This is a genomic window from Corynebacterium sp. c3Ub_189, from assembly GCF_039907195.1.
Lineage (GTDB): Bacteria > Actinomycetota > Actinomycetes > Mycobacteriales > Mycobacteriaceae > Corynebacterium.
The window spans coordinates 27,091-43,266 of the sequence record NZ_JASBOF010000014.1; the positions used below are offsets into that span (position 1 = coordinate 27,091).

Annotated in this window: 15 protein-coding genes; 3 read left to right on the top strand and 12 right to left on the bottom strand. The window is 60.0% G+C overall.

Features of this window, described 5'->3' with window-relative positions; all coding sequences use genetic code 11:
• Positions 1-4: 4 nt before the first annotated feature.
• Entirely contained in the window at positions 5-805 is an 801-nt protein-coding gene (locus QKD99_RS08040) for a trypsin-like serine protease (RefSeq protein WP_347951187.1), read from the top strand.
• Positions 806-834: 29 nt separating this feature from the next.
• Entirely contained in the window at positions 835-1,380 is a 546-nt protein-coding gene (locus tag QKD99_RS08045) for an NUDIX domain-containing protein (protein WP_239279120.1), read from the top strand.
• A 2-nt stretch (positions 1,381-1,382) separates the two neighbouring features.
• Here QKD99_RS08045 and QKD99_RS08050 read toward each other — a convergent pair whose 3' ends face one another.
• From QKD99_RS08050 to glnA, 5 genes are all read right to left on the bottom strand, one after another.
• Complete coding sequence (locus QKD99_RS08050; protein ID WP_284791520.1) at positions 1,383-1,757, bottom strand: hypothetical protein; 375 nt, start codon at positions 1,755-1,757, stop codon at positions 1,383-1,385.
• Positions 1,757-1,966: a hypothetical protein gene (locus QKD99_RS08055; protein ID WP_225746683.1), complete on the bottom strand. Its 210-nt coding sequence runs from the start codon at positions 1,964-1,966 to the stop codon at positions 1,757-1,759. Before QKD99_RS08055 ends, QKD99_RS08050 begins: the two co-directional genes overlap by 1 nt.
• An 18-nt stretch (positions 1,967-1,984) precedes the next feature.
• Positions 1,985-2,956 carry a TDT family transporter gene (locus QKD99_RS08060; protein WP_297845791.1) on the bottom strand — a complete coding sequence of 324 codons (972 nt, stop codon included), beginning with the start codon at positions 2,954-2,956 and terminating at the stop codon, positions 1,985-1,987.
• 173 nt (positions 2,957-3,129) lie between these two features.
• Positions 3,130-4,035: an Abi family protein gene (locus QKD99_RS08065; protein ID WP_347951188.1), complete on the bottom strand. Its 906-nt coding sequence runs from the start codon at positions 4,033-4,035 to the stop codon at positions 3,130-3,132.
• Between the two features lie 337 nt (positions 4,036-4,372).
• Positions 4,373-5,806: a type I glutamate--ammonia ligase gene (gene glnA, locus QKD99_RS08070; RefSeq protein ID WP_284867603.1), complete on the bottom strand. Its 1,434-nt coding sequence runs from the start codon at positions 5,804-5,806 to the stop codon at positions 4,373-4,375.
• A 118-nt stretch (positions 5,807-5,924) separates the two neighbouring features.
• On the opposite strand from glnA, the gene QKD99_RS08075 reads away from it, so the two are divergent.
• Positions 5,925-6,398 carry an RDD family protein gene (locus QKD99_RS08075; protein WP_284791524.1) on the top strand — a complete coding sequence of 158 codons (474 nt, stop codon included), beginning with the start codon at positions 5,925-5,927 and terminating at the stop codon, positions 6,396-6,398.
• Between the two features lie 75 nt (positions 6,399-6,473).
• Here the strand turns inward: QKD99_RS08075 and QKD99_RS08080 are convergent, their stop codons facing one another.
• The 7 genes from QKD99_RS08080 to sucB form a co-directional block, all read right to left on the bottom strand.
• On the bottom strand, positions 6,474-7,259 hold the full coding sequence (locus QKD99_RS08080) for a DUF4191 domain-containing protein (RefSeq protein WP_225746687.1): 786 nt from the start codon (positions 7,257-7,259) through the stop codon (positions 6,474-6,476).
• A gap of 81 nt (positions 7,260-7,340) precedes the next feature.
• Positions 7,341-8,405 (bottom strand): lipoyl synthase, encoded by a 1,065-nt coding sequence (lipA, locus tag QKD99_RS08085; RefSeq protein WP_005327094.1) that lies wholly within the window; start codon positions 8,403-8,405, stop codon positions 7,341-7,343.
• 127 nt (positions 8,406-8,532) lie between these two features.
• On the bottom strand, positions 8,533-9,336 hold the full coding sequence (gene lipB, locus QKD99_RS08090) for a lipoyl(octanoyl) transferase LipB (protein WP_297846207.1): 804 nt from the start codon (positions 9,334-9,336) through the stop codon (positions 8,533-8,535).
• An 80-nt stretch (positions 9,337-9,416) separates the two neighbouring features.
• On the bottom strand, positions 9,417-9,809 hold the full coding sequence (gene gcvH / locus QKD99_RS08095) for a glycine cleavage system protein GcvH (RefSeq protein WP_005324433.1): 393 nt from the start codon (positions 9,807-9,809) through the stop codon (positions 9,417-9,419).
• Positions 9,810-9,845: 36 nt separating this feature from the next.
• Positions 9,846-10,958, bottom strand: a complete 1,113-nt coding sequence (gene gcvT / locus QKD99_RS08100) for a glycine cleavage system aminomethyltransferase GcvT (protein ID WP_239279116.1) — start codon at positions 10,956-10,958, stop codon at positions 9,846-9,848.
• A 2-nt stretch (positions 10,959-10,960) separates the two neighbouring features.
• A complete protein-coding gene (gene gcvP, locus QKD99_RS08105; RefSeq protein WP_239279115.1) occupies positions 10,961-13,804 on the bottom strand; it encodes an aminomethyl-transferring glycine dehydrogenase in 2,844 nt (947 codons plus the stop codon).
• A gap of 293 nt (positions 13,805-14,097) precedes the next feature.
• Complete coding sequence (sucB, locus tag QKD99_RS08110) at positions 14,098-16,155, bottom strand: 2-oxoglutarate dehydrogenase, E2 component, dihydrolipoamide succinyltransferase (RefSeq protein ID WP_347951189.1); 2,058 nt, start codon at positions 16,153-16,155, stop codon at positions 14,098-14,100.
• Positions 16,156-16,176: the final 21 nt, after the last annotated feature.

The window sequence follows — 16,176 nt, forward strand, 5'->3', positions numbered from 1 at the left end:
TGTAGTGTGCACGGCCGCGTTCCTTGCAGCCTGCAGCCCGGTGCGGGGTGGGGAAGAACCAAGTTTCTCCGCCCTGTCTTATAAAAACCTCATTCCTAACGAGTCCTATTCCCCAGCCGCGGCGCCGCTCGCTCCGGGCACCGCCTTAGATCTCTCCGGCGATGAACCGCGGCCGGGCGCCTACTTCAACTACCAGTCGTGTACCGCGGCATGGTCTTTTACGCTTGCCGACGCCCGCACGATCGCCGTTACCGCTTCCCATTGCGGCAAACCCGGCGATAAGGTCTGGGCCGGAACCGCCGACGGCGACTTTAGCTACCCCGCCGAACCTATCGGCGAGGTCATCTACTCTGATTTCTATTCCGAAGATAGCCACGACCTCGATGTGGCCTTTATCGAGATCACTGGCAGCGCTGAGTACTATGTCCCCGGGGTGGTGGACAATAGCGTCGCCACCTCCCTGGCTCACCTGCCGCATCAGGTGTGCAAGCTTGGCCGCGTGACCGATGAGACCTGTGGCACGCTTTCCCACGATGCAGAGATGGCGCAGCTGAACTCGGAGGGACTCCAGCGGGATTCGCTCGCCGCTAGGGCGCACGTATGCAGCACCAATGGTGACTCCGGTGGTCCGGTGTATGGCGAAGTAGAAGGAAAACAAACCATCGTGGGCGTGGTTTCCGGAACGACGCAGCGCCTCGAAGAAGGTCATACCTGCCAAACCACGCCGACGGACATGGAGCTGTCTTTCACGTTGGCCACCGATATTCAGCTTCTAGCTAAAGAGGTCTTGGGGCCCATGGCCTAAGTGCGCCGCACTGGTCTACGCTAGGTGGCATGCCGACTCCAGATTTTATTGTTCAGCTGCGCGAAAAGATTGGCCACGATCAGATCTTTGTGCCAGCCTGCAGCGCCATCATCATCCGCGATGTGCCGGCAGACGCCGCACTCTGGGAAGTCCCCTCCGTGCTGCTAGTAAAGCGCTCCGATAACGGTACGTGGACCCCGGTGGAAGGAATCTGCGAGCCAGGCGAGGAAATTACCACCACCGCGCTGCGAGAAGTCAAAGAGGAAGTCGGCCTTGACGCCAAGGTGGAAGCGCTATTGGGCGTGGGGCAGTCCGGACCAGTGACCTACCCCAACGGTGATGAGTGCACCTTTATGGGAACGGCGCTGCGCGTATCAGTAGCGGATGGCGCAGAGCCGGTCATCAGCGACGAAGAAAATACCGAGGCAGGGTGGTTCTCCGTGGCAAAGCTTCCCGATAGCGTGTCGCGCCGCCACCGCCTCATGATTGCCGACGCCGTAGCGCAGATGAAGCATCCCCGCGGTTTTGCCCCGCGCATGGGCTGGATGAAGCGCAGCGAGCAACCGGGACTGTAGGGCTAGTCTTCTGGGGCGTCGGCAAGCAGCCCGCACAACTGCTGCGGATCCTGGGCGGCGATGAGCTCTTGTGCAATGCAATCGCGCGCAGCGTCGATATCAGCTCCGTTGCCACACGCAATCACGGTATCGCCGATAGTAAGTAGGAGCTGTCCGCGCCGGGCTAAGTCATAAAAGAGCGGGCAGTCTTGTGCGCCCCAGCGCCAGGCCGTGGCGTAGAAGTCCCGCGCGCCTGTGCCAAGCCACGACGTCTCCATCAGCAGGTGGTCGCGGCGCAGATAGATGCCGTCTCGCTGCAGGCCAGCGAGTACGTCTCTCACCGCAGCCAGGTTGGCGCGCTCCCAGGCGATGAAGGTGATAGGGGAGCTATTATGCATCAGCGGCGCCGGCGACGATTGCCATCTGCGCGGCCACCGGAATAGGTGCGCACGGAATTCTCGCCGCCCTCGGACCCTAAGTCATCGATGCCCCAGGAATCTTCCGCATAGATTGCGTATTCCCTGCTCCAGTGCTCGCGCCGCGGTCGGGCCTCAGGCGTGCGGCGGCGTGTGCGGCGCTTGCCTCGTTCAAAGCTGGCGTCTCGCATAGCGGCTTAGCCTCCTTACTACCTTTTGGGCCCAGTCTTAATGAGCGGCTCTTCAGGGCCGGTTTCCTTCTTTCCTTCCCACACCCAGCTGAGGAAGCGGGTGGAGCACAGCATCCAGTGGGCGGTGAGGAGGACGGGAATGGTGAGCGCAATGGCGTCGATAAGCTCGGAGCCATTGACCAATGCCAGCTGGTGGCCACCCATGCTCACGGTTCCTGGCGGGAACGTGCAGGACCACCACGCCGGGGAGTACGGAACCCACCGTGCCACATTGGGATAGAAGGTAAACATCGCGTAGATGGACAGCGGAATGGCGATAATAAGCGCCGTAACGCCGTAATAGATGGAGACGGGGCCAGGGAAGAGAATCTGCATTGCCGTGGTGGACTGGCCCACCACGCCTAGCGGAACCCATGCGGTGGCCGATTTCGCGCCGGTGAAATCCACCTTGCCGTGCCATGCGGCCCAATACACGCGGGCGAAGGTGGGCACCGCCGTCACCAGGGACATGAAGAAAAATACCGTACCCATCACGTGGTAGAGCGGGCCGTAATCATTAGCCAGCCAACCGGAAACGGAAGCCGAAATCATAGGGCCGACCAGTGGCAAGCCCCAAGTGAACCTCGGTTCGCCATCAAAGCGCGTGAGCTGGATAGCCCACGTAATAACGGTAACCGGACCACCGATCCAAAAGCCCACGAGACGGAAGGTAGGGATATCCGTCAGACCGGAAAGCGCGGCACCGAGCGCCAAGATTCCGATGAAAAACATCGACCACTCCGCCATAGTGGTGCGCTCAAAACTAGGATGGCGGTAGCGCAAGAAGCCCGCGGTGAGAACGACAAAGATGACGCACGCGATGGCGGCAAAAATGCCGGCCAAGATCATCAATCCTTCTTCCACGAGCAGGCGCGAAACGATGGAGGTGCCCATGAGGCTGCCTCCCCACGCGGGGCCAGGGGCCGGGAGTTGGCGGAATCTATCAGTCACACCCACATGTTAATTTCTTTCGGTCGGGTTATCAGAATTTTGCTGTCGTTTTTGCTGGTGAGAACCCTCAACTGGCGCTGAATTAGGGGCAGGGGTCAAGACTTTAAGGATATGTGGCCGGGGTCGCATGAAAAGGGTCCGGAATACCAATGTGTGTTCATGCACCAAGAGGGCTATGAATGATGAGGATTCGCTATACCTTGGTGGAAAGCCGGAGTTCGTTTGACCAGCTCTATATACTCATCCAAAAATCCATCCCACGAATTAGTAAGAAAGAGAAAGTTATCAAGGGCTACAATTACTGCTAGTAGCGAGTTCTCGCCGTAATTTTGACCTAAAACTTTCTCAGCACGCCGTTTCGTAGCACTAGAAACTGAAGGTTGGTCCAAAACGAAACTGTTCCATAACCGAGCTGAGTGGGCACATTTATTTCTCACGAAGGTAAAAGAGCGCAATTGGCGCGCTAAATATTGTTTCTTTACGCCAAGAATGGAACAAGTCTTTGCGTAAACTTGGTTGTTGTCTTTTCGGAAGCTTATTGCTTTCGACAACGTACCAAAGGACAGAGCCTCGACGGCCACCCAAATTGGGACATCGTAAACCCACCTTTCAGCGTCGGACCCTGAGTCCTTTTGGTATTTATGGAGGTATGGTTCCTTAGACCGCTTGAGCTCACTGACAATTAGATCGTGTGTGGGCGGCATGGCCGGATTTGGTGGGCGCCGGTACGCAGTGGGCTGAAGATACTTCTCATAAGGAGAATGGATTTCACCTTCGCTGAGAGCAAAGGCCGTCCTGGCCGCAAGCTCTGCTTCTTGGAGCCCGCGGAGAAGGAGAGAACGAAGTTCGATGTCCAGCCGGTAGATATTAACTATTTCATCCCACTGGGTGCCAGGAAAGAATTTGGCTTCGTCACCGGCTAAGTTTTCTTGGAAGTACCGCATGTAGCCCGAAAAGCGGTAATAGTTTTGACGCTCAAGGAAATCTTTAGCAGATTTTTCGGAAGGAAGAATTAACCCACGGCGTTGAATTAAACTGACTTGCTCTTCAATGCTAAGGAACTTCTTCCTGCGGTTCATTGCTTCAGAATAGCAAAGCCCCCCTCTCATATTGAGCTGTTCCTATGGGAAGCTTGGAGGGGGTATCGATTGCCTAAAGTATAGCTCAAAATGCGCAATCTTAGTAATCATTTGCGCAAGGTTTTGCTCAAGTGCCATGCATTTGAAAACGCTGCGATAGTCAAACAACAAGGAGTGGGGCACCGCCAAGAACCAAGGACGCTTGTCAATGTTGGGTGCAAAATTTCTGAATCCAAAGTGCAAATAGATCTGCAAAGCCCCCAATCGGCACTCAGCAATTTGGGAGCCTAGGAAGGCGGAAAGCCGGTGGCGAGAGGGGGCGTGGGCAGGCGCAGCTCTAGCAGTCGAAGTACATCTCAAATTCCTGCGGGGTAGGACGCAGGCGAACCGGGTTAATCTCGTTCTCGTACTTGTAGTTGATGTAGGTCTCGATGAGATCCTCGGTGAAGACATCGCCTTCGGTGAGGAAGTCCATGTCCTCCTGCAGGGCCTTCAGGGAAGCCTCGAGGGAGGTCGGCGCCTGCGGGATGGACTCAGCCTCTGCCGGCGGCAGCTCGTAGAGGTCCTTATCAACTGGAGCGTGCGGCTCAATGCGGTTCTTTACGCCGTCGATGCCGGCCATCATCATGGCGGCAAAGCCCAAGTAAGGGTTGCCGGATGGGTCCGGAGCGCGGAACTCGATGCGCTTGGCCTTCGGGTTGGAGCCGGTAATCGGGATACGGATGGCGGCCGAGCGGTTGCGCTGGGAGTAGACCAAGTTAATCGGGGCCTCGAAGCCCGGCACCAAGCGGTGGTAGGAGTTCAGCGTTGGGTTAGTAAACGCAAGAACGGCACCGGCGTGGTGGAGGATACCGCCGATGTAGTAGCGGGCGATATCGGACAGGCCTGCGTAGCCAGCCTCGTCGTGGAAGAGAGGCTTGCCGTCCTTCCACAGGGACATGTGGGCGTGCATACCGGAACCATTATCGCCGGCCAGCGGCTTGGGCATGAAGGTTGCGGTCTTGCCCCACTGCGCCGCGGTCTGCTTAATCACGTACTTGAAGGTCTGAATGTCATCGCCCGCGTGCAACATGGAGTTGAAGCGGTAGTTGATCTCATTCTGGCCGGCGCCGACCTCGTGGTGGAAGCGCTCGATTTGGAAGCCAACCTTTTGCAGGTTCTCTACCATAGCGTCGCGTACCTCACCGTGCTTGTCATACGGCGCGGTGGGGAAGTAGCCGCCCTTCAGGCGGGTCTTGTAGCCGGTGTTCGGGGTGCCGTCGAAGTTGGTCTCGCTATCGCGGTTCCACCAACCTTCATCGGAATCAACCTCGTAGAAGCCGTGCTGGACGTCGGTGCCAAAGCGCACGGAGTCAAAGAGGTAGAACTCGGCCTCAGCGCCGAAGTTGCAGGTATCGGCAATGCCGGTGGACTGCAGGTACTCTTCCGCCTTGCGCGCGATGTTGCGCGGGTCGCGGGAGAAAGGCTCAAAGGTAAATGGGTCGTGGACGAAGAACTTGATGTTCAGGGTCTTGGCCGTGCGGAACGGATCGATATGCGCGGTGGCTGGATCCGGCAGCAGGGTCATGTCGGACTCATCGATGGTGGTGAATCCGCGGATAGAGGAGCCGTCGAAAGCAAGGCCATTTTCGGCATCTTCTACGGTGAACTCATCTGCTGGGATGGAAAAGTGGTGCTCGGTGCCTGGGACGTCCGTAAAGCGGATATCGACGAACTTTACGTCCTCGTCCTTAATAAATTGGACGATGTCCTGCACTGTCTCGAAAGACACGTTTGTCTCCTCGTTGTTGACCGGTGAATTGTCTCTCTATAGCCTACTAGGTTCCCACCGTCGGCATCGCGATTCCCCTCGTTTCACATCTCACTTTGTGCCCGCTAGATTGGTGAGCATGGCAGATAAGCGTACGTGGCTTGACGGGCCGAATATTCCGGGCGAATACGATGACATGGAAGGCCCTGGCCGCTGGCCGGGCGAAAAGCTCGGCCTTCCGGAGTCCGGGCCGGGATCACTGGCCCCCGTTGGCCGCCGTGCCGGCGCCGTGGCCATTGATTGGATCGTGTGCATGCTCATTGCCAATCTGATCCACATGTTCACCACGGAATTGGGCGGTGTGGCTTTCTTGGGCTACGCCCTGTGGGTCATCATGGGCATTGTCTGCGGTTGGCTCTTTGCCCGCACCCCCGGCATGCTGTTGCTGGGGATGGGCGTGGCGCGACTCGATGTCCCCGGTGTCCGCGTAGGCCTATGGCGCGCGGCGCTGCGCACGGTGCTCACTGGTGTGCTGTTCCCGGCGGCCATGGTTGATGCGGATGGACGCGGCATGCACGACCGCGCCACCGGCACCATCGTCATTCGCTCCTAAGGTGCCCGACTTTTCTGGGCATAAGAAAATCCCTGCTACGCCGTCGACGGTGTAGCAGGGATTAGCTTTAGGCGCTTATTTATTCTTCTTGCGCTGCTGGGCGCGGCGCATGCGGCGGTTCATGCCGGCCATGTTCTGGGCCTGGTGGGGCATAGGGCCCTTGGGCATGCCCGGGGTGGTACCCGGCATGGAATCCATGGCCTCGATGCGACGGATGTTGTCGTAGGTTTCGTTCTTATTGAAGTTGCGCGGCAGCTTCATGACCTTATTGCGCAGCTTGGATACGGGAACCTCGTCCTCGCCGTTGCCCACGAAGATCTCGTAGATGGGAACGCCGCCGGCGATCTTGTCTACACGCTTCTTAAGCTGGTTCAAGGTGGGGCGTACGCGGTTCTTATTGCCCTCGCAAACGAAGATGACGCCGGCGTTGCCGATGACGCGGTGGATAAGATCCTGCTGGCGGGTGGCGGCCACACCGGTCTTTACGGACCACACGATGCCCACGGTGTTGCGCAGCTGCTGTTCCAGCGCCCAGCCGGCAGCGCCCGGCTGGTCTTCTACGCGCTTGTACATATCGCGCTCAAGGCGGCGGGTAAAGAGGAACATGGCGAGCAACGCGCCAATGCCCAAACCGAGGATGAGCATGAACCACTCGCCGCCAAAAAGCAGGCCAATGAGGAAGAAGAGCAAGCCCATGCCCAGGAAGGCACCCAGCATGATGGGGATAAGCGCCTTATCCTGCTTGCGCTGCATATTGAATGCTTGCCACATTTGGGACCAGGTTTGCTTACGCTGCTGGCGCTTGGCCGCGCGTTCTTGCTTCTTTGCAGCCTTTAGTGCTGCCTTGTCATCTTTCGCCATGGCTCCTACTTTAAAGGTCAACGGGCATAAATGTTAAAACGGCCCACGCGAAAAGCGCAGGCCGTTATGAAAACGTTCGGTTTAGCGGATGGTGGCCGCCGCCGAATTCGCATTAGCCGGGGTCTTGGCCATGCGGGTGGTCACTGGAGTCTCTTCCGAGGGGCCGTACTTCTCCAGCAGGGTGGAGGCCTCTTGGGCGGTGGCACCCTGGGAGGTCTCGGCCAGGTGCTTGAGGTTTTCTGGAAGCTCGAAGCCGCGCTTTTCCATGGCCTGCACGTAGAGGCGGCCGGCGCGGTAGGACGAGCGCACCAGCGGGCCGGACATGACGCCGCCGAAGCCGAGCTCCTTGGCCAGCTTGGAGTGGGCGACGAATTCCTCTGGGCGCACCCAGCGCTCAATCGGGTGGAAGCGCGGGCCGGGGCGCAGGTACTGGGTGATGGTGATGATATCGCAGCCGGCAGAGCGCAGGTCACGCAATGCTTCCTCGACCTCATCCTCGGTCTCGCCCATGCCCAAAATCAGGTTGGACTTGGTAATCAGGCCATAGTCGTGGGCCTGGCGGATTACGTCCAGAGAGCGCTCGTAGCGGAAGGCCGGGCGGATGCGCTTAAAGATGCGCGGCACGGTCTCCAGGTTATGGGCGAAGACCTCTGGCTTAGCCTCGAAGACCTCCTCGAGCAGGTCCGGCTTGCCGGAGAAATCCGGGGTGAGGTTTTCCACGCCGGTATGCGGGTTAAGCTCGTGAATCTTGCGCACCACCTCGGCATAGAGCCATGCGCCCTCATCCGGGAGATCGTCGCGGGTAACGCCGGTAATGGTGGTGTAGTTAAGGTCCATTTCCCGGATATTTTCGGCCACGCGGCGCGGCTCGTCGCGGTCGAGTTCTTCCGGCTTGCCGGTGGCAATATCGCAGAAGTCGCAGCGGCGGGTGCACTTATCGCCACCGATAAGGAACGTAGCCTCGCGGGATTCCCAGCACTCGTGGATATTCGGGCAGCCTGCCTCTTGGCACACGGTGTGCAGGGAGGCGCCGGCCACGCGGGACTTCATGTCCTCGTAGCCCGGGCCGGTGCGGACCTGGTTGCGAATCCAGCGTGGCTTTTGTTCGATGGGTGACTCCGCATTCTTCTTTTCAATGCGGAGCATCTTGCGTCCTTCAGGCTTTACAGTCACAAAAACTCACTTTATCGGTTGATGGTGGTGATGGCTAATAGCTCTTCTAGGTATAAGTCGCCAGGGTCACATCCTATTCCGCGCCAGCCCCGAACGAGGGCTAGTGCCGCGCTTGCCGACGCCTCTCCCGTGCCCTTTCATTGGCCAGCTTCGTGGGATCCGGGGCTGAGCCGAAGGTGTGGTCGGCAACGATGAGGCGGCCCGAGAGGGCGTCGTCCAGCGCTTCCAACAGCGGCTGGGTGGCGTCCTCGAGGCTGACCTGGTGGCCCAGTTCCAGAGACAGGGTGGTCACATCGGCGTCATCGATGCCGCAGGCCACAATGTGGTCGTAATAGTCCAACGTATTGCAGCAATTGAGCGCCAAGCCGTGCATGGTCACCCCGCGGGTAATACGGATGCCCAGCGCGGCAATTTTGCGGTCGCGCTTCGGGGCAGCCGGATCCTTGGCCTGGGTGGTGGAGGGGACCCATACACCCGAGCGGCCGTCGATGCGCCCAGCGGTGGTCACCCCCATCTGGCGAACCGTCTGGATGGTGGCTTCCTCCAAGCGGCGGACATAGTCGACGACGTCGACAGGCTCTGCCAGCTTGACAATGGGATAGATAACCAGCTGGCCCTCGCCATGCCAGGTAATGCGCCCGCCGCGGTCCACGGTGATAACGGGCAGGCCATTATCCGGCATATCCTCTGGCTGGGTGCGCTTGCCGGCGGTATAGATATTGGGATGCTCGACCACGAGCACCACGTCGCCCTGCTCGCCCTTGGCGCGGGCGGCCGCTACCTCGGCCTGGTAATCCCACGCCTCCTGGTAGTCCATCCGGCCCAGGAAACGGACCTCTAGTGGCTTATCGGAGGCGCGGATAGAGCGCTCGGCGGGGAAGAAAGGATCGCGTGGTGCAGTCATAGCCTCAAAGTTTCCTCTGGTGCGGTGGGCAAAGCAAAGCGGGAGGATGCGCGTGGCACACCCTCCCGCGTGGGGCCGAATTAGTCTAGGCCGTTAGCGGATGCGTAGGCGGCGGCATCCATGAGCTCGCCGGCCTCATCTACCTCGACCTCGAAGAGCCAGCCCTCACCGAACGGGTCGTTGTTGATGACCGCGTAGTCATCGTGCACGGCCTCGTTGACGGCCTTGACGGTGCCGGTGACAGGGGAATAGAGGTCAGAGACGGACTTGGTGGATTCGACTTCGCCGCAGGACTCGCCGGCGGTGACGGTATCGCCCACCTCCGGTAGCTCGGCAAAGACAACCTCGCCCAGGCGATCGGCAGCGACGGAGGTAATGCCGATGCGCACGGTAGCGCCTGCGACGGCGTCAGCGGTGGCGTTGACCCACTCGTGGTCTTCGGAGTAGGAGAAATCTTGTGGAAGGGTAGCCATGGTGATGTAGTCCTTTCGGGCTGGTTGAGAAAGTGTTTACTTATCGCGCTTGTAGAACGGCAACGCGGTTACTTCAAAAGGATAGCGCTTGCCGCGGATCTCTACCTCGACTTCGGCGCCGGGCTCGAGTTCAGCGCTGGTTTCCAGCAGCGCGATGGCCACTGGGTGTCCCAGGGTGGGGGAAGGCTGGCCGGAGGTGACCGTTCCGACCTTCTTGTCTCCCACGAATACTTCGGCTCCGGCGCGCGCGGCGCGGCGCTGCGTGGAGGTGAGACCGGTGATAGCCACCTGTGGGCCGTCGGCGGCGCGCTGGCGGATGACCTCGGCGCCGACGAAATCGGCCTCCTTCTTGGCAAAGGCACGCGCCATGCCCGCCTCTACCGGGGTGATATCGCGAGAGAGCTCGTTGCCGTAGAGCGGCATGCCGGCCTCGAGGCGCAGGGAATCGCGGGCGGCAAGACCGCACGGCTTGAGGTCGTATTCCGCGCCGGCCTTGAGCAGTTCTTCCCACAGCTGTGGGGCATCGGAGTTATACACGATGAGCTCGAAGCCATCCTCACCGGTGTAGCCGGTGCGCGCGATAATGGCGAAGGTGCGCGCTACCTTGCCCATGGTGGCAGCGTAGTAGCCGAGGTTATATACCTCGTCCTGCTTATTGTCTTCTACCAGCGGGACGAGGATTTCTGCGGCCTTAGGGCCCTGGACGGCGATCATGGCGACGTCACGGGACTCGTTCTTCAGGGAAACATCGAAGCCCTCGGCGCGCTTATTGAGCTCGTCCCACACGGTATCGGCGTTGCCGGCATTCGGGACGACGAGGAATTTGTCCTCTTCAAAGCGGTAGGTAATCAGGTCATCGATGATGCCGCCGTCTTCAGCGGTAATCATGGAGTACTTGGCCTTGCCCACCTTGAGGGGCTCGAAGTTGGAGATGAAGGCATAGGACAAGAACTTGCCGGCGTCGGCGCCGTTGACCCAGATTTCGCCCATGTGGGACAGGTCAAAGAGGCCAGCGGTGCTACGCACCGCGCGGTGCTCATCCAGCTCATTCTGGTACTTCAAGGGCATATTCCACGGGCCGAAGGCCGTGAAGGTGGCGCCGAGCTTGTCGTGCTCGGCATGGAGCGGGGAGGTGAGTAGTTCGGTCATGGTTACTCCTCAGAATCGTCGATGTCGAAAGCTTCTGGTGGTGGGCAGCTGCAGACCAGGTTGCGGTCGCCGTAGGCCTCGTCGATGCGGCGCACCGGCGGGAAGTACTTGTAGCTGTGGCGCAGGGATTTCACAGGCCACGCTGCCTTTTCGCGGCTGAAGGAGAACTCCCACGCATCGGCGCCTACGGACTCCGCGGTAAATGGTGCGTGGTGGATAACGGAGCCCTCGTAGGACACCTCGCCGTCGATGATCTCTTGGATCTCGGCGCGGATGGTGCGCATGGCCTCAATGAAGCGGTCCAGCTCGCCCAAGTCTTCAGACTCGGTGGGCTCGACCATGAGGGTGCCGGCCACCGGGAAGGCGAGGGTCGGGGCATGGAAACCAAAGTCCACGAGGCGCTTGGCTACGTCAGCGGCGGTGACGCCGGAGGCGTCGGTAAGCGCGCGCAGATCAAGGATGCATTCGTGCGCAACCAAGCCAGCATTGCCGGTGTAGAGCACCGGGAAGGAATCTTCCAAGGACTTGGCCAGGTAGTTCGCACCCAAGATCGCGTGTGCGGAGGCCTGGGCCAGTCCCTGCGCACCGGTCATAGCTAGGTACGCCCAGGAAATCGGCAGCACACCAGCCGAGCCGTACTTGGTATTGGTAATTGGCACGCCCTGGCCTACCGGGGTAGCGGTGGTGGCATCCAGCTGCGGATCCGCGGCGTTGGTGGGCAGGAAGGGGATGAGGTGCTCGGCTACTGCGACCGGACCCACGCCCGGGCCGCCACCGCCATGCGGAATGGTAAATGTCTTGTGCAGGTTGAGGTGGGAAACATCGCCGCCGAATTGGCCTGGGCGGGCCCAGCCGGTCAGCGCGTTCATATTCGCACCGTCGATGTAGACCTGGCCGCCCACCGCGTGGACCTTATCGCATACGTCGCGAACCTCGGGGTCAAAGACACCGTGGGTGGACGGGTAGGTCACCATAATGCCGGCGATGTGGTTGCCGTGCTTGGCAATCTTGTCATCCAAATCTGCCAGGTCAATAGAGCCATCCTCGGCGGTCTTGACCACAACAACGCGCAGGTTAGCCAGCGTTGCCGAGGCCGCATTGGTACCGTGCGCGGAAGCTGGGATGAGCACTACATCGCGCTCGTTATCGCCATTGGCTACGTGGTAGCGGCGGATGGCCAATAGACCCGCCAGCTCGCCCTGGGAGCCGGCATTGGGCTGGATGGAGACCTTGGCGTAGCCGGTGACCTCGGCCAGCCAGCCTTCAATTTCGTCTACCAAGGCGCGCCAGCCGGCGGTCGTTTCCTCTGGTGCGTAGGGGTGGATGCCCGCAAACTCCGGCCAGGAGATGGGTTCCATGGCGGCGGTGGGGTTGAGCTTCATCGTGCAGGAGCCCAGCGGAATCATGGTGCGGTCGAGCGCCAAGTCCTTATCGGCTAGCTTGCGCAGGTAGCGCAGCATCTGGGTCTCGGAGTGGATGCGATTGAAGATCTCGTGCTGCAGTGGCTCCTCGCCGCGCTGCAGGTTCTCCGGCAGAGCAAAGTCGGCCTCAGCGGCATTGGCGCCGAAGGCGTGGGCGAGCTTGGCGACGTCCTCCTTGGTCGCCGACTCACCAAAGGACACCGATACCTTGTCCTCGCCGATGGTACGCACGAGGTAGCCCTCCTTCTGGAGGTCAGCCTTGATGGTGGCGGCGTCTACGCCGGCGACAGTAACGGTATCGAAGAAGTCCTCGGACACGAGTTGCTTCCCGGCATCCTTGAGGGACTGTGCAAAGGAGGAAGCGAGCGCGTGGACGCGCTGGGCAATGGCCTTGAGACCTTGCGGGCCGTGGTAGACGGCGTACATGGAGGCGACGTTGGCCAGTAGTGCCTGCGCGGTACAGATATTGGAAGTGGCACGTTCGCGGCGAATATGCTGCTCGCGGGTCTGCAGTGCCAGGCGGTAAGCGGGGCGCCCATCCGCGTCCTTGGACACGCCTACGATGCGGCCAGGCATCTGGCGCTTCAGCTTTTCCGTGACCGCCATGTAGGCAGCGTGCGGGCCGCCGAAGAAGAGTGGAACGCCAAAGCGCTGGGAAGAACCGAGCACAATATCGGCGCCCAGCGAGCCAGGTGCCTCCAGCAGGAGCAGCGAAAGCGGGTCAGTGGCCACGGTAGCCAGTGCGCCGCGAGTGTGCAGCTCCTCGATGATGGTGGAGGGATCGAAGATATCGCCCTCGGTACCGGTGTAGGCGATTACTGCGCCGATGAGATCCTCGCCCACGAGGCCTTCGCGCAGGTCTACGATTTCTACCTCGAGGTCAATCGCGCGGGCGCGCTCCGCGGCGACGGTAAGCACCTGCGGGTGCAGGCGAGAATCCAGCACCACGCGGCGCCCCTTCTTGACCGCGCGGGACATAAGCCCCACGGCTTCCGCGGTGGCGGAGGCCTCATCCAGCAAGGATGCATTCGCGATGGGCAGACCGGTCAGGGACTCAATCATGGTCTGGAAGTTCAACAGCGCTTCAAGACGACCCTGGGAGATCTCTGGCTGATACGGGGTGTAGGCGGTGTACCATCCCGCATCTTCCAATAAACCGCGGCGGATGACCGCGGGAGTGAGGGTGTCAGAAAAGCCTTGTCCGTAGAAGGACTTCAGCACGGTGTTTTGGTTGGCGTACTCCCGCAATGTAGCCTGCGCCTCATCTTCCGAGAGTGCCTCAGGAAGCTGAGGCAGTTCTGCGGCGCGGATCTTTGACGGAATGGCGGCATCGACCAGCGCGTCCACGCTGTCGTAGCCTACCTTCGCAAGCATGGTGGCCTGCTCCGCAGAATCCGGCCCTAGGTGGCGGGAGATGAATTCCATGTCAGTGAGACTCCTTAATAGGGGGACAGTGGCTGTAACCGCCCCAATTATATGTTTAACAATGGGTGAGCCGATCCCGCTTTGGAAACTTTTATGCAGCGCGTCACTGTATAGAACTGCGCCCAGTGCGCTCACCATGGGCTTAGGGGCAAGGCACCCTCAACACCTCGAATAAAAAGGGATGGATTAGTCCGCCGTTTTCGGATCCGTCACCCCCACTTGGCACCCCAGACATAGCTAAAGCCTCTTAGCCCCGCGGTGGGGCTAAGAGGCTTTAAGCGGCGATAGAACCTTTAGACTTCGAGGTCTGCTTGGAAGTCTGCGGTCTGCAGGCGATCCTTGATGGTGGTGATGAAGCGGCCTGCGTCCGCACCGTCAACTACCTGGTGGTCGTAGGTGAATGGCAGGTAGCACATCTGGCGGATGGCGATGGCGTCCTGGCCGTTCTCGTTGACAACAACCGGGCGCTTTTCGATAGCCGCGGTGCCCAGGATGCCGGCCTGTGGCGGAACCAAGATCGGGGTATCGAGCATGGCGCCCTCGGAACCGATGTTGGTCACGGTGAAGGTAGCACCGGTGAGATCGTTCGGCTTCAGCTTGTTATTGCGGGCCTTATCAGCCAGCTCTGCAATCTGCTGAGCGATCTGCGGCAGGGTCATGTCCTGTGCCTTGTGGATGACCGGGGTGAGCAGGCCCTTCGGGGTGTCAACGGCGATAGCGATGTTGACGTCCGAGTGGTAGGTCATCTCCTTGGTCTCTGGGTTATAAGACGCATTGACGTTCGGGTGGGAGACCAGAGCCTCGGCGGTAGCCTTCACGATGAATGGCAGGAAGGACAGGTTGGCACCGTGCTTGTCGATGAACGCCTGCTTGTTCTTCTTGCGCATATCCCAGATGGCAGTCATGTCGACTTCCTGGACGTGGGTCAGCTGCGCGGAAATCTGCAGCGCCTCGACCATCTTGGCGGCGGTGATTTCGCGGATGCGGTTGACCTTCTGGGTGGTGCCGATGAGCTCCTGCTTGGCCGGATCCACGGACTTGGTGGACCAACGTGCGCGTGGGGAGTTATCGGACTGTGCGCCAGACTTGGCAGGTGCATCGCCCTCGCCAGCAGCGGCGAGCACGTCCTGCTTGCGGATGCGACCGCCCACGCCGGTGCCCTCAACGGTGTTGAGGTCTACGCCGTGCTTTTCAGCCAGCTTGCGTACCAGTGGGGTGACATAAGGAACGTTGTCGCCATTGTTGACCTTGGCAGAGGTGTTCAGGGAGGAATCCTGCTTGGACTCCTTCTTCTCCTCAGCCTTCGGTTCTGGCTTCTTCTCTTCCTTTTCTTCGGCCTTTGGCTCTTCCTTCTTTTCTTCCTGTGGCTCTGGCTTGGCCTCGGAGGAGGATGCGGTGGCGTTTTCGTCGCCGATGCGGGCGATGACTTCGCCTACCTCGATGGTGTCGTCCTCGTCTGCGAGGATTTCTACCAGGGTGCCTGCTACTGGGGAAGGAATTTCGGTGTCGACCTTGTCGGTGGAGACCTCGAGCAGTGGCTCGTCTACCTCGACGGTGTCGCCTACGGACTTCAGCCACTGCGTGATGGTGCCCTCGGTGACGGATTCGCCGAGTTCTGGCATTTCCACGTCGGCTGCGTCGCCGGAGCCGCCGTTGGAGGAGTCAGCCTTCGGTTCTGGCTTCTTGTCTTCCTTTGCTTCGGCCTTGGGCTCTTCCTTCTTTTCTTCCTGTGGCTCTGGCTTGGCCTCGGAGGAGGATGCGGTGGCGTTTTCGTCGCCGATGCGGGCGATGACTTCGCCGACCTCGATGGTGTCGTCCTCGTCTGCGAGGATTTCTACCAGGGTGCCTGCTACTGGGGAAGGAATTTCGGTGTCGACCTTGTCGGTGGAGACCTCGAGCAGTGGCTCGTCTACCTCGACGGTGTCGCCTACGGACTTCAGCCACTGCGTGATGGTGCCCTCGGTGACGGATTCGCCGAGTTCTGGCATTTCCACGTCGGCTGCGTCGCCGGAGCCGCCGTTGGAGGAGTCAGCCTTCGGCTCTTCCTTCTTTTCTTCTGCTTCTTCCTCGCCCTTGTCAGCGGAGGAGTCGTTGGATGCGGAGCCTGCCTCATCCTCGTCACCGATGATGGCGATGACCTCGCCGACCTCGATGGTGTCATCCTCGTCAGCCTTAATTTCAATAATGGTGCCGGCTACGGGGGAGGGGATTTCGGTATCGACCTTGTCAGTGGAGACCTCGAGCAATGGTTCGTCGACCTCGACGGTGTCGCCTACGGACTTGAGCCACTGCGTGATGGTGCCTTCGGTTACGGATTCGCCCAGCTCGGGCATCTCAACGGAGTTCGCCATGAGTTATAAGACTCCTCGAAA